The organism is Paraburkholderia sp. Ac-20336 (assembly GCF_017105025.1).
Classification (GTDB): domain Bacteria; phylum Pseudomonadota; class Gammaproteobacteria; order Burkholderiales; family Burkholderiaceae; genus Paraburkholderia.
Map to the genome: position 1 here is coordinate 143,947 of NZ_JAAGPS010000002.1, position 14,413 is coordinate 158,359.

Below are 14,413 nucleotides of genomic sequence, written 5' to 3' on the forward strand. Positions count from 1 at the left end.
TCAGCGAAGTCCCGTGAATTTCGGTTCACGCTTTTCCGAGAATGCCGCTAAACCTTCTGCGCGATCCGGCGTCGACTGATTGCGCACGACCATCATCCGTTCGTACGCGAGCCCGTTCTCGTGCGTCGCACCGGCCGCGACGCGCATGCACGCTTTCATCGCCTGCACCGCAAGCGGGCCACGCATCGAAATAACCTCGGCTATTTCTAGCGCACGCTCGACAGTCCGTTGAGGCTCGCAGATCTCGATCACGTAGCCGAACTCCTTCGCGGCTTGCGCGCTGATCGGCTCCCCTGTCATGATCATGTAGGCGGCCATCGACGGACCTAGTTTGCGCGGCAGACGCTGCGTGCCGCCGTCCCCCGCCATACCTGACGTTTTCGCTTCAGGTTGACCAAAGAGCGCGTTGCTGCCCGCGATCACGAAGTCGCAGCACATCGCGAGTTCGTTTCCCGCGCCGTACGTATAACCGTTGGCCGCCGCAATGAACGGCTTCGGAAAGCGCTCGATTTCTTCCCATGCTGCTGCTCGGCGCACGTCGTTAACAACTGCCGCCGAACCGAACTTGTGCATGTTCTTCAGATCGGCGCCAGCGGAAAACGCCTTCTCGTCGCCGGTGATGACGACGCACCGAACGTTCACGTCATCCTTGTACACGCGAAGCAGACGCCCGATTTCGATCACCATGCCATTGGTCATCGCGTTGCGTTTTTCCGGCCGGGCGATACGGATGAGGCGCACATGCGGCGACACGTGTACCGACTCAATGAACTCGGCGTCTTCCTTCGATTCGCTAGTCAAACTCATTGCCTTTTCCTTGAAATACATAAATTGGCAAACTTGATTGGTATCGCGACAATCAGCGCTTCACGGCAGCAGGATGAAATCGCGGCGCGTTGAATCCGCATTGATCGAACGCCTCGTCGAGATCGCTGCGGTCGATCTCCGAAAGACCGGGAAAAGGCACGCGCACGCGCATGTTTGGAATCACGCCTTGCCGCATCAACACGTATTTCATTCGAACACGGTAGTCCCGTATCGGCGCGCGCCAGCCAATACGCGCGATCGGGGCGATGCGATCCCAAATGTCGAAAGCTTCAGTGATCTTTCGCGCCGCGACGAGTTCGTGCATTTCGACGAGAGCCGCCGTTGCCGTCGCAGCCAACCCGATCAATGCGCCATCGCAACCCATCAGCATGGCTTCGAGGACGAACGTATCGCTCCCTGTCAGCATGCCGATCGGGCGATCCGACTTCGCGTTTTCCTTCACATTCGCGACGGTGTGATCGATGTTGAACGAGGCGTCCTTGATCGAAACGACGTTGTGAATCCTCGACAACGCAGTGATGCTTCCAGCTGGATAGCTGATGAAGTTGGTCTCGAAAGCAATCAACGGAACGCCAAGATGCTCTGCGATATAGCCGTGGAAGTCTTCGACCATTGATACGGTCACCGGGCCAAGAAAGGCAGGAACCGGCGGAAACACGACCAGCGCCTCGGCGCCGGCCTCGATCATCTGGCACCCGAGTTCGACAGCGGCGGGACCATTCGTCGTATTGACGCCCGACACCAGCGTGCAACCGTCGGCCAGCACACGCTTCGCATACCGGATCACTTCGATCTGTTCGGCAATCGAAAGCGAACTAACCTCGCTCACCGCCATGTTCATCGCAATGGCGCGCGGCCGCCCGGCTGCAATACCCTCCATGTATCGGCCCAGCGTCGACCAATCTATGGAATCGCTTTCATCGAGCGGCAAAACCGGAGCTGCAATGATGCCAGTTGCCAGATCCATTATTTAGTCTCCTGACACGGATTTTCTATGTAATCCGTAAGTGTCATATCCCGCTCTTACGACGGGTTGGAAATTATTATGAAATCGCTTTCTTTTAAGTGTCAACCCGGGATACATCCTGGTTTCCGAGCCTGTTGCGTCCGCGGGCTCGATCGGGACAGCCCCGTGCAAATGAACAGTTCAACGTGCGACCACAGACAGCGTCTCGGCAAGCGCATGCTGAAATGCGGTCTATTTCACGTTTTGCCATTGCGCATACTTGCCAACCTGGACTTCGTCGAAATCGAACCCGAGGCCCGGCTCCTGATGGAGCATCACGCGACCATTTTTGAACTCCAATTGACGATCGATCAGACGTCGGAAATTCAGGACCTGATCGTCGGGGAACAGCTCGACATAGCGGGCATTCGGCGTTGCAGCAACAAGCGGCGCGTGCAGATCGTGGAACCAGTGAGGACAGAGCACCACGCCATAGCTCGAAGCTGTCGCCGCGATACGCTTCCACTCGGTGATGCCGCCGCAGACTGCGGCATCCGTCTGCAGAATCGACGCGCCGCCGCAGTCCAACAGCGCCTTGTGATACCAGCGGCCATATCCGATCTCTGCCGTTGCGATCGGTACCTGTGTGCCGCGCGCGAGCCGTGCGTGGTTCTCGATGTCATCGGGTCCGAAAGGCTCTTCGATGAAATACGGTTCGAACTCCTCGAACCGGCGCACGTATCGCAATGCCTCGGTAAGATCGAGCCACGCGTTATTGCAATCCAGCATCAGATCGACGTCCTTGCCGACCGCCTCGCGAGCCGCCCGCACACGCGATGCTTCTTCCTTTGGCGAAAAACGGCCGGTTTTCATCTTCACCGCGCGGAAACCCAGCTCCACGTAGTGCCGCATTTCGTCCGCAAGCACCGCATCGGTCTTGCCGTCGAGATAGTATCCACCACTCGCATAAGCGGGCACCGACTCCGGTAACGCCGCCCCCAGATAGCGATGAAGGGGCAACCGATTCGTTCTCGCGTTCAGATCCCACAACGCGGTGTCGATAGCACTGATCGCTCGCATAACGACGCCAGCGCGGCCCTGCAGCAGCGACTCCTGATACATCGACGACCAGATACCCTCGATATCGTACGAATCACGGCCCAGCACAACCGGTGCCAATAACGCGGCCACCGCTTCATCGAAGATCCGGCCTGCCGAACTGCCGATATAGCAGAAGCCAATTCCCTGCACACCGTCATCGGAGCGAACTTTCACTAGCCCGTAATGCCGAACCGCGACGCTACGGTTTGAGAACGACGTCGCGCGATCCAGTGGCACGCTCGCGGTACATACATCGATCGAAGAAATTTTTGGCATCTGTTCTTCCCTGCAAGTGGTTCAATGCGGATGGAGAAACAAGTACAAGCGAATTGTGTCCACCCATTTCGAACGGAACAACCTTGCGCACACTTCTTCAGACGTCGAAAATTCCGATGTGTGGCATGTATCGTCCATTATGAGAACGTGTACGTGCAGCGAAGCTGCGTCACGCGATAACACTCGTTCTTGTGGATCGACAAGGCCGCTTTATTGACTACAATTTTCGACATCCAGACCACTCTTTTCCCGATTGCCATGGACTCGAGATTTCTTCAAAGCTTCTTGTGTGTCGTCGAGCTTGGTTCGATAGCGGAAGCGGCGCGTCATCTGGATCTCGCGCCGGCGTCGATCTCACAACGACTCAAGGCACTCGAAGACACCTTGGGAACACCGCTGATCGTGCGCGTTGGCAGAACTGTCAAGCCGACAATCGCTGGACTGAAGATTATCGACCATGCACGTGCCGTGCTTCGTGAAGTGCGCACGCTGAAATCCGCCGCATCCGACACCGCCCTTCCTGCAGGGCCGCTGCGCCTGGGCGCGACACCTTCGGCATTAATGGAGATGGTTCCATTGATTCTGAAAGCATGGATAGCCAGTCATCCACACATCGAGGTGTTCATCGAGCCAAGCTCGTCGACGCAGCTCTACTCAAGGCTAATGAACGGTGACGTCGATGCGGCCGTCCTCGTATGCCCGCTATTCGAACTGCCGAAAACCTTCGAATGGCTCAGCCTGAGAAGCGAGAAGCTGATCCTGCTCACGCCCGCGTCGCTGCCCGTGAATGATCCGATCCAAACGGTTCGTGAACAGCCTTACGTTCGATATGATCGGAACGTCGTCGGTGGCAAGCTTGCTGATGACTATCTGCGTAGACTCAGCGTGCGTCCTCGCGTGCGCTTCGAACTTGATGGCATCGAACCCATTGCACGGCTCGTTGCCGAAGGGCTGGGTGTGTCGCTACTACCGGACTGGACCTTCGCCCGCCCACTCGACAGCAGGCTCGCCCGTCACACCTTGCCCGAGCCGTGTCCATCTCGAACGGTCGGCATCATGTGGCAACGGTCTTCGCCGCAGTCGCCGTTGGCGGAAGCGTTTCTCAATATCGCCACGCCGCTCTTTCGCGGAGCGTGACACTGAGTGCCGCCAATTGCATGCGCGTCGCATCCAGTGAGATTCAACGGTCGTTGTTGTCGCAGCACATTAGGTCGATGAGTTCCGTGATATTGGTCAGTGATTCCACGTTATCCAGCAACTCGATGACACGCTCGCACGACGCGGTGCCCAGTACGGGCGTCATTAATTGACTTGCCTTCTCGCGAACCTGCGCATCGGACATCGGATTCTCGATTCGCCCGAGCACATATTTATCCTGTTCCGCTCGCCACGTTTTTCCGCCTGCCTCGATTTCAACGCGCGCGTCGAAGTAGCTGAGACTTGAATCGGAATCGAGGAACTCGATACGCTGCGACATCTGCACAACGTCTGCAGCATGCATGCGCGCTTCGTCGTGAGCAGCGCTGAAAGTCAAACGACCATCGAGTAATGTTACCGAGAGGCAATAACGCAGGTTGACGTCCGGCATCATGGACAGATCTCCCACTACGGCGTACCAGTCCCGGTGGTAATAAAGCTTCACGCATTCGATCGCGTGCTTCGGGAAACCCTCGAGCGCGAGGATTTTTTCCACCGCCATCACGGGTGCGGCGATTGGATAGCCGACGGAGTAGTACTTGATGTCGCTCCCGGCGATCGCGTACTGCTCACCCAGTCCGTCTACCAGTGCTTCCGGCCGCGGATATCGCGTGATGCACTCAAGCATGCTGCGCTGCCTCTCGTCAAGCACATCACCTGAGCCGGTAAAGCCTGCGCGAACCAGCAGCGCCGCCTTCACGCCGTTGCTGGCCGGCATTCCGGCGAAGCAATAACTTTTGAGTGTGTGGCTCGTATCAAGCCGCCAGGTCGTCAGCCCCGACGCTTCCTGTGCAAGATAGTTGAGCAGGATCGCGAACTGCTCGGCGTCGAATTTCATCAACGCACCAGCGGCATAGCCAGCGCCGAACAACGGACCATATGCGTGGCTCGCGAGAGAGGCGCGTTTCGAACTCATGTCGGCGCCAAATGCTCGTGCGAACCGTGTTGTCATCTCATAGCCAAGCACGACCGCGCGCATGAAATCACGCCCGCTTGCGTCAGTCCATTCCGCGGTCGCCAGCGCAGCCGGCAGAACGCCGCAGCCGGGATGCGTCAGGCTTTCCTGATGCGAGTCGTCTGATTCGTCAGCGTGCGCTGCCATGCCGTTTGCCAGTGCCGCCTCCACCAGCGGCGCACGGATCCGCGTACCAACGATTCCTGCTTGGGGCGCGCCGCCAATCATCCTCGCGTAGCGCTGCCCAGCCCGGCCAGCACTCATTCGCGAACCGGACACGAGCGCGCCGATGGTGTCGACAATATGATTCCTCGCGTGTCGCTCGACATCGGCTGGCAGCGCGGTCGCGAGCGCATGCGATGCGAAGTTGGCAACGTCCAATCCGAATCGGGATGTCAACATCACAAGTGTCCTCGTTGGCTGGAATCTGGCCAGTTCAACACTACGCCGCAGGAGGCACCGCAGTACTCCCGCGAACGACGAGCTCCGCGGTTAGTTCAGGTATTTTCGGTGTATCTACTCCGCTTATCGAATCGAGAATAAATCCAGCGACCGCCTCACCCATTTCCTGCGCGGGAACGTGGATCGTCGTGAGTGGTGGGCTCAAATGCGCAGAGGTATCGATGTCGTCGAAACCGACGATGCTCAACTGCTGCGGAACGGCAATACCAAGTGCGCTCGCTTCAATGATCGCGCCCGATGCGATGTAGTCGTTCGTGCAGACGATCGCAGTAGGCTTGACACGCTCACTGGTCATGATCTGCCGTAACCCTTCGCGCGCGCTTGCAATATGTTTGCGGTCGACCCGCACGACATGCTGGGGCCGGATACCGAGTCCCGCATTCGCGAGCGTGTCGCGCACCCCCTCCATCCGTTGCTGGATCCGGTCGTTGACGTCGAATTGATGTGCGAGCATTGCGAAGCGGGTATGCCCGAGGTCAAGCAGGTGCTGCGTGATCGTCGAAGCGGCTGCGTAATTGTCGATACCGATGCAGACGTTTTCTGAATTGCGCCCATTCGTATACGTCATCACGTACGGCACATTGTGAGCCTTCAGCAACTCGATCAGCGCGGGCGGCTGCGCTTCGCCGACCAGCACCATCCAGTCGACGCCGCGCTCCACCATTTTGCGAGCCTGTTGCAGATGCATGTTCGGGTCTGGCTCGATGCATCCGAGAATCAGCGTGTAATTCGCCTTGCCCAGTTGGCGCTGCAAGCTTTCGATCAGATTCGCGAAATTCTGGTGGCTGAGCGTCGGAATCAACACGCCAATGGTGCGTGATCGTAACGACGCCAAGGCTTGGGCTGCGCCATTGGGCACCCAGTTCAACACCTGCGCGGCGCGCAGCACGCGTTGCCTGACATCTTCGGATACCAGATCGGGATCATTGAACACGCGCGAGACCGATGCAGGCGATACCTTGGCCAACTGGGCAACGTCCGAGAGGCGCACAGGATTCGCACCGGTTTTACGGACTCGCTTCATTGCCACCGACTTGTCGACGGTTTTAATACTCATAAATCGCTCTCGTCCATCCGTTCAAGATTCCCGCACGAAAGCGTGCCATTTCGCAGTATATCGCGGCGTCTGACCGGTCACGGACCGCCGGACGACGTTCAGCCGAGGTCAACGCCGCACGCGAAACGCGACGCCATCAATGGCTTTGCTGCCTCGAAACGGCATCGACCACGTCTTGCAACCCGCTCTCGCGGTTCTTCTCCTGCTGCGCCCTGCCACTCTTTCTCGCGCGGCTCGCAGCAATCCGGCTGCGCACGAACGTGAAAACCTGAAAGAGAATGAGCAAGGTGCTAATCGAAAGAAACGCTGCGCTGATCGGCCGCGTTACCAGGGTGGTGAGATCGCCGCGCTCCAGCAACATCGCACGCCTGAAGTTCTGCTCGAGCATGGGGCCGAGCACAAAGCCCAGGACTATCGGCGACACCGGAAACTTCAAGGCAAGGCAGATCGCGCCGATCACGCCGAACACCGCTACCTCGCCAACTTCGAACAGGCTGTTGTGCGAGCTATAGACACCGACTGCGATAAAGAACAACGCTGCAGGGTAGAGGAATCGGTAGGGAACCTGCAGAAGCCGAACCCAAACACCGATCATCGGCACGTTGAGTATGACCAGAAGGACATTGCCGATCCAGAAGCTCGCGATCAATCCCCAGAAGATATCCGGGTGTTCCGTTATCAACTGCGGTCCCGGCTGCACACCCTTGATGATCAGCGCGCCCAGCAGCAGCGCCATCACGGCATCCCCAGGAATACCGAGAGTCATCGTCGGAATGAAGTCGACCTGCGTCTTCGAATGCGAAGCCGCTTCGGGCGCGGCAACGCCTTCGATCGCCCCTTTGCCGAAACGCTCGGGGTTGCGCGATATCTTGCGTTCGAACGCATAGGCAATGAACGTCGTAATCGTCGGGCCGGTGCCCGGCATCGCGCCGAACAGCGTGCCGATGAACGTGCCGCGCAGCATCGGCTTGAACGACTGCTTGATCTCGGCCCAGCTCGGACGCATTTCCGACATGCGCACTCGCGTCGTCCTGGCTTGCATATGTACGCGATTGATGCTCGACAGGAAGTCCGCGATACCGAAAAGGCCCATGCACAGCGCGCCTAAATCGATGCCGTCCGAAAGCTCCGCTGAGCCGAACGTGTATCGCATGGTGCCACTAGTCGGGTCCGTGCCGACCACGCCGAGCACGAGACCGAACAGCGTCATCGCAATACCTTTCAGCGGCGACCCGCGCGACATCGTCGCGCCCGCGACGAGGCCCATCAGCATGATCGAGAACAGTTCCGATGGTCCGAACTTGAACGCGACACTCACCAGCAGCGGCGACAGAAAGATCATCACGAGAATGCCGACCGACGCCGCGAAGAACGAACACATCATCGTAATGCCGAGTGCCGTGCCGCCCTTGCCTTTCTGTGTCAACGGATAGCCATCCAGACAGGTCACCGCATGCGGCGGGTGACTAGGCAGATTCAGCAGAATCGCGCCGATCGCCCCACCGTATTGCGAGCCGTAGAAAATGCCGGCCAGCATCAGAATTGCGGGAACCGGTGCAATAAAATAGGTCAGCGGCAAGAGCATCGAAATCGTCGTCAGCGCACCCATGCCCGGCAGAACGCCGATCAGATTCCCCACGAGCACGCCGAAAAACGACCACATCAGGTTACCGGGTTGGAGCGCGACGCTAAAACCGTACAGCAGATCGACGATACTGTGTCCCATCATTCAACCCCAAGCGAGAAGCGGCATCTGCAATCCAAGCCCATAACCGAACACGACCACGCCAAACACGGTGACCAGCACCGCGAGGATGAGGCAGTCGCGCAGCCGGTTCTGCTTGTCGCCGAGCGCCGCGATCAGGACGGATGCGAAAGTCGCAGGAATCAGGCCGCCATACGTGCCGAACAGCACGAATGCGGCAACACCGCCGAGAATGCAGAACCAGCCGCGCCATTGCGGCTGAATCCGTATCTCTTCGCGTTCCTCTTTTTTCTCCGTCGCGATAATGGCGCCACCGATCAACACCATGAGCACGCCGAGCACGACGGGGATGAAACCGGAGCCCATCTCGGATAGCGTGCCGACGTGGAACGAAAATCCCCCTACCGTCACGCCCACACCCAGCAAGATCAGCAATGCCCCGCCAATCTGGTCGCGCGACACCCCCCATGCTCTGTTCATGAATGCGTCTCCATGCAAATCGTTGTAGCGACTCCAATGCCTACCGGACAGCCCATCCGCGGTATTCATCCTGCTTCTTCGAGATCGGCAGATTGACCGTCGAACCATTGCGCGCCGACAGATACAGCGCCGTGACCAGTTCGATCGAAGCGCGCGCGTCGTCCAGCGTGACCGGGAATGGCGTACCCGACGAGAGCGCCTGATGAAACAGTTCGTACTGGCGACTGAAATAGCTGAAGCGGCTGGTTTCGACATCCATCGCCGCGTCGATCTCGCGTTTCGCTTCGTCGCTTCTCGGCAGCACGATCCACGGATCGTCGGCGATACGCTCGGTCTCGTGATTCACGAGGCGTTCGAACGTCACGTTCTCGAAGCACATGCGGATGCGGGTCTGCTGTTTGACGGACCCAAGCGTCGCGCCAACGGATACGAGCGATCCGTCCGACATCTTCAAACACGCGACGCCGCAATCTTCAACCTCGATCGGATTGACGCGCGTGTCGTTGAACGACGCGACCGCCACGGCCGGTCCGATCAGTGAATACAGCAGATCGTGAATATGGATCGCCTGCGTCACCCACAGACCACCGAGCTCCGTCGCAAACTTGCCGCGCCACGCCTGTTCGTAGTACTTGGCGCCGCGTGTTCTGGCAATTTCGACCGTGGTGGCGAAATGCTTGCCGGCCGCTCCGGACGCAATCGCGCTGCGGACTTTCTCCGCGCCATTGCCGAAGCGATACTGGAAAATCGGCATGACGCGGCCAATGGAACGGCTTTCGGCCGCGCGAATGTCGTCGACCAATTCCATCGAACTTGTGAGCGGCTTCTCGCAGATCACGTGCTTGCCCGCGTTCAGTGCCTCGATGGCCATTGGATGATGTAGAACCGGCGGCGTGCAGATCACGACGACGTCGATTTCGCTCATCGCGAGTACTTCGGCCAGCGTTTCGGCCTGTATCGGTATGTCATGCCGCAGTGCGAACTCCGCGCGTCGCTCCGCGCTCGTGTCGACGCACGCGCGGACCGTGAATCTGTCCGCGAGCGGCCGCAGACCTTCCATGTGAATGTCACCCGCCCACCCACATCCAACGATAGCCAACTGGATACGTTTCATGATCGTCAGGTTTCCTGCCTGCTTTTGTGATGTTCAGCGCGACGCGCCGAATCAGTTTGCTGAGATACCGGTCTGTTTGACGACGCCCGCCCACTTGCGTACTTCCTGCCCGAGGTAGTCGCCAAATTGCGGCGGCGTATTGCCGACGATGTCGACGCCCAGTTGTCCAAGCTGCTGCGCAACGCCCGGGTCCTTGAGAATCGTCACGAGTGTCGAATTCAGTTTGTCGACGATTGGCGCGGGTGTTCCGGCCGGAGCGAATACGCCGCCCCACGACGCCGAGTCGAAACCCGGAATGCCGGACTCGGCAATGGTCGGTGTATCGGGCAGCTTCGGCGTGCGATTCGCGGTCGTCACCGCGAGAATGCGCAAATGGTCGTTCTTGATGAACGGCAGCAATGCCGGCAACGTCACGATGCCCATCATCACGTGGCCGCCGATCATGTCGTTCAGCGTGAACGGGTCGCCGGAGTACTGGACGTGCGTCAGTTTGATCTTGCCCATCACTTCGAGCAGCCCTGACGTCAGGTGCGTCGCCGATCCGATGCCGCCCGTCGCGAAGATCGGCGGCTGCTTGCTGTCCCGCAGGTAGGCCAGGAATTCCTGCATATTCTTGACCGGCAGCGACGCGTTCACGACGACGACCATCGGCACGTTGCCTGTCTGCACGATCGGCACGAAGCTTTTGATCGGATCGAACTTCACGTTCTTGTAGATCGCCGGATTGATCGCGTTCGGGCCGACGTTGCCCATCAGGATCGTATAGCCGTCGGGCTTGGCGCGCGCGACGTCATCCGTGGCGATGTTGCCGTTTGCGCCCGGCCGGTTCTGGATCACGACCGGCTGACCAAGCGCCGCGGACATCTTCGGCGCGAGAATTCGCGCGATCACGTCGGATGCACCGCCCGGTGGATACGGAATGATGAACTGGATGGGCCGCGACGGATAAGTGTCCGCCGCCGACGCAGCCATCGACATGACGCCGAACAGCATCAACGCGCCGAGCCACGACTTCCAGGTACTTTTCATGTTTCGTCTCCTTTGTTTATTGTCGTTGCCCGCGTCAAGCCGGCGAGCCCACGATCTTTCTGGCAATGAGATCGTCGATTGCTTCCCCGCTGTACCCATGCTCGGCGAGGATCTCGCGCGTGTGCTCGCCAATGTTCAAGCCCTTGATGCGCAGCGGCGGCACTTTCCCGTCGTAGCGGATCGGATGGTTCACTAACACGACCTTGCGTCCGTTGATGTCCTCGGGACGGAAGACTTCCATCGCGGCAGCCTGAGGATCTTCAGCGACGTCGTCGAAATCGTGCACGGGGCCGTACCAGATCGCGAGCTTGTCGAATCCCGCAGCGGCTTCCTGGTAGGTCTTCGTACTCATCACCTTTGCGAAGGTCGCTGCGATGTGATCACGATCCTTGTACGGATCGAGCCGCTGCAATTCACGCAGCTCGGGACTGTCGAGCGCCTCGGCGAGTTTCTCGACCGGATTGGTCGAGACCGCCATTTCACCGTCTTTCAGCTGATAGACACCGTACGGTGCATGGTGATACCAGGTGGCAAGATGCGGATCGCGATTCATCGTCTGCGCGCCGGGTCTCACCGACATGTACACGGTCAGCGGTTCGGTCTGCAGATCGAGACCCGCGGTAAAAAGCGAGCTTTCCACCCGGCCACCCTCACCTGTCGTGAGCTTCTTGACGTACGCGGCGACGATGCCCATCGCGAGCAGCGCGCCCGCGTGCTGATCGATGACCGCCGACCCCACCGCCTTGGCTTCACCATGCCGATGACCGGTCGCGCTCATCAGACCCGTGCGCGCCTGAATGATCAGATCCTGCGATTCGCGCGCGAGCATCGGCCCCGCATTGCCCCAGCCGGTACCGCTCGCATAGATGATGTCGGGCTTGCGCTTCCTGATGTCCTCATACGACAGACCAAGCCGCGCCATCACGCCATGCCGGAAATTCTCGACGACGACATCCGCCTGCTCGATCAGCGAGAGAATCACTTCCCTGCCTTCCGGCGACTTCAGATCGGCCGCGAAAAGCCGCTTGTTGCGAAACGCGGACAGATACAGACCGCTCGCGCCGCCCATGTCCGCACCCGCCCAGCGACGCGAACGCTCGCCGCCAAGCGGCTCGACCTTGATGATGTTCGCCCCCATGTCGCCGAGATATTGCGTACACGCGGGGCCTTGCAGAACATGACAGAAGCTCACGACCTTCATTGAATTCAGCAGCACCATTTCCTCCTGGACTGGTTGACGGCAAACGTCATCGACGAATTTGATGACGCTGGCAGTCGTTCGATATGCGGTTATTCGCCGGTGAATCGCGGACGCCGCTTTTCCTTGAATGCACTCAGGCCTTCCTGCCTGTCCCGCGAGCGGTGATTACGAAACATCGCCACACGCTCATAAGCGAGGCCGTTCGATGCGCTCGCACCGACCGCCTCGTGAATACACGCCTTCGTAAGCTGAACGGACGTGGGCGAGCGCTCGGCGATAGTCCGGGCAATCTCGAGCGCGCGGCCGAGCGTGTCGGCCGGCTCGCAGACTTCGAGCACGTAGCCGACTCGCAACGCCGTTTGCGCATCGATCATCTCGCCGCTCAGCAGCATGTAGGCCGCCAGTTGCGGTCCGAGCTTTCTCGGCAGACGCTGTGTACCGCCGTCGCCGGCAAGCCCGCCGTTGCGCACTTCCGGCTGGCCGAACAGCGCATTCGATCCCGCGACGATGAAATCGCAACACAGCGCGAGTTCATTGCCCGCGCCGACCGCAACGCCATTCACGGCGGCAATCATCGGCTTCGGAAATGTCGAGATCGTTTGCCACGCGTCGATCCGGCGAGGATCGGACACGACATCGATCACGCCGTAATGGAGCATGTTCTTCATGTCCGCCCCCGCCGAAAACACGGTCTCGCCGCCCGTGATCACGACGCATCTGACCGATGGATCATGCGCCGCGTCCGCCAGCACGCGGCCCATCTCGATCACCATCGGGTTGCTCAGCGCGTTGCGCTTTTCGATCCGGTCGATGTGAATCACCAGCACATGCTCCGTGCTGCACTCGCACACGACACACTTCACGTCCGCTGAATCTCCGTAGTCCACAACACCTCCTGAACGTCCTCGTCGATTTCAGCGAACGAACTGCGCGCCGCCCGGACGGAAGCGCGGATCGAACAGATCGTGCTCGTCGAAGATCGCGTCGATGTTCCGGCGGTCATAGTCGGTAAGCGTGGTCAACGGTGCACGCACTTTCATGTTCGGCAGCACGCCCTGCTTCATCAACGCGTATTTCGTGCGTACGCGGTAGTCGCGCAGCGGCGTGCGCCAGCACGCGCGCGCCAGCGGGCCGAGACGGAACCAGATCTCATACGCCTCGGCAACCTTGCGCTCGGCCGCGAGCTTCTGCATCCTGACGATCTCCGCGGTGCCCGTGGCCGCGAAGCCGATCAGCGCGCCATCGCATCCCATCAGCATCGCCTCGAGAATGAACGTGTCGCTGCCGGTCAGCACGCCGATACGGCGCTCCGCCTCACGCGCTTCCTTGATGTTCTCGTTGGTCTGCTCGACGTCGAACGACGCGTCCTTGATGCCCTCGATGCCCGGAATCTTCGAAAGCGCCCTGATGGTTCCGGGCGGATATTTGCTGAACACGTTCTGGAACGCGAGCATCGGCAGCTTCACCGCGTCCGCGACGGCCGCGTGATAGTCGAACACCATGTCGACCGTGGGCGTGCCGACGAATGCCGGCATCGGCGGGAAAAGCACGAGCCCGTCGACATCGAGGTCCTCGAAGCGCTTCGCGAGCGCCACCGCCGCGCTCGTATGCGTGGCATTCACGCCCGACAGCAGCGCGACGGATTTGCCGAGCGTGGCGCGGCAGCGCCGGATGACCTCGAGCTGCTCGTCGACCTCGAGCGAACTGACTTCGCTCAACGCCATGTTCATCGCGACAGCGCGCGGCTGCGCGGCGCCCACTTCGGCGATGTACCGGTCGAGCGTATTCCAGTCGATCTCGCCGCTTTCGAGGAATGGCAGAACGGGGGCGGCGACAACGCCTTGTCCCAGGCTGTGACTCATGATTCACGTCTCCTGATGAATACGGTTGTGTAGTCCCGACGCGCAGCGCGTCCGACGATGCTGCCGGTGACGTGCGTCCCACGACGGACCAGACATGTCATCCGAAAGTTAGGCCATTATGAAATCGCTTTCATAGACGGTCAATGCTATTTTTTATGGGGTTAACGATAGTTTAAGGAAGCGCTTTATATGGAAAGACG

General features: G+C 59.5%; 13 protein-coding genes. 1 reads left to right on the top strand and 12 read right to left on the bottom strand.

The genetic code is table 11. From position 1 onward, the window contains the following. From GXB81_RS02480 to GXB81_RS02490, 3 genes are all read right to left on the bottom strand, one after another. Nucleotides 1–807: an enoyl-CoA hydratase-related protein gene (locus GXB81_RS02480; RefSeq protein ID WP_205988268.1), complete on the bottom strand. Its 807-nt coding sequence runs from the start codon at nt 805–807 to the stop codon at nt 1–3. Nucleotides 808–859: 52 nt separating this feature from the next. Beyond that, on the bottom strand, nt 860–1,795 hold the full coding sequence (locus GXB81_RS02485; RefSeq protein WP_205988269.1) for a dihydrodipicolinate synthase family protein: 936 nt from the start codon (nt 1,793–1,795) through the stop codon (nt 860–862). Between the two features lie 231 nt (nt 1,796–2,026). Beyond that, nucleotides 2,027–3,151 carry a mandelate racemase/muconate lactonizing enzyme family protein gene (locus GXB81_RS02490; protein ID WP_205988270.1) on the bottom strand — a complete coding sequence of 375 codons (1,125 nt, stop codon included), beginning with the start codon at nt 3,149–3,151 and terminating at the stop codon, nt 2,027–2,029. A gap of 258 nt (nt 3,152–3,409) precedes the next feature. Between GXB81_RS02490 and GXB81_RS02495 the strand changes: the two genes are divergently transcribed. Then, entirely contained in the window at nt 3,410–4,288 is an 879-nt protein-coding gene (locus GXB81_RS02495; protein ID WP_205988297.1) for a LysR family transcriptional regulator, read from the top strand. 43 nt (nt 4,289–4,331) lie between these two features. Here the strand turns inward: GXB81_RS02495 and GXB81_RS02500 are convergent, their stop codons facing one another. The 9 genes from GXB81_RS02500 to GXB81_RS02540 all read right to left on the bottom strand — a co-directional run bounded on the left by GXB81_RS02500 (nt 4,332) and on the right by GXB81_RS02540 (nt 14,213). Then, nucleotides 4,332–5,705, bottom strand: a complete 1,374-nt coding sequence (locus GXB81_RS02500; protein WP_241016205.1) for an MmgE/PrpD family protein — start codon at nt 5,703–5,705, stop codon at nt 4,332–4,334. 40 nt (nt 5,706–5,745) lie between these two features. After that, nucleotides 5,746–6,822, bottom strand: coding sequence for a LacI family DNA-binding transcriptional regulator (locus GXB81_RS02505; protein WP_205988272.1), 1,077 nt, complete (start codon nt 6,820–6,822; stop codon nt 5,746–5,748). 136 nt (nt 6,823–6,958) lie between these two features. After that, nucleotides 6,959–8,551 carry a tripartite tricarboxylate transporter permease gene (locus tag GXB81_RS02510; protein ID WP_205988273.1) on the bottom strand — a complete coding sequence of 531 codons (1,593 nt, stop codon included), beginning with the start codon at nt 8,549–8,551 and terminating at the stop codon, nt 6,959–6,961. Further along, entirely contained in the window at nt 8,552–9,007 is a 456-nt protein-coding gene (locus GXB81_RS02515; RefSeq protein WP_205988274.1) for a tripartite tricarboxylate transporter TctB family protein, read from the bottom strand. A gap of 40 nt (nt 9,008–9,047) precedes the next feature. Continuing rightward, nucleotides 9,048–10,121 carry a Gfo/Idh/MocA family oxidoreductase gene (locus tag GXB81_RS02520; RefSeq protein WP_205988275.1) on the bottom strand — a complete coding sequence of 358 codons (1,074 nt, stop codon included), beginning with the start codon at nt 10,119–10,121 and terminating at the stop codon, nt 9,048–9,050. Between the two features lie 51 nt (nt 10,122–10,172). Continuing rightward, entirely contained in the window at nt 10,173–11,150 is a 978-nt protein-coding gene (locus tag GXB81_RS02525; protein WP_205988276.1) for a tripartite tricarboxylate transporter substrate binding protein, read from the bottom strand. A gap of 34 nt (nt 11,151–11,184) precedes the next feature. Beyond that, nucleotides 11,185–12,369, bottom strand: coding sequence for a CaiB/BaiF CoA-transferase family protein (locus tag GXB81_RS02530; protein ID WP_205988277.1), 1,185 nt, complete (start codon nt 12,367–12,369; stop codon nt 11,185–11,187). Nucleotides 12,370–12,440: 71 nt separating this feature from the next. After that, the gene (locus GXB81_RS02535; protein WP_205988278.1) at nt 12,441–13,238 is read right to left on the bottom strand and encodes an enoyl-CoA hydratase-related protein; all 798 of its coding nucleotides are present in this window, start codon (nt 13,236–13,238) and stop codon (nt 12,441–12,443) included. Nucleotides 13,239–13,265: 27 nt separating this feature from the next. Then, nucleotides 13,266–14,213 carry a dihydrodipicolinate synthase family protein gene (locus tag GXB81_RS02540; protein ID WP_205988279.1) on the bottom strand — a complete coding sequence of 316 codons (948 nt, stop codon included), beginning with the start codon at nt 14,211–14,213 and terminating at the stop codon, nt 13,266–13,268. Between the last annotated feature and the right edge of the window lie 200 nt (nt 14,214–14,413).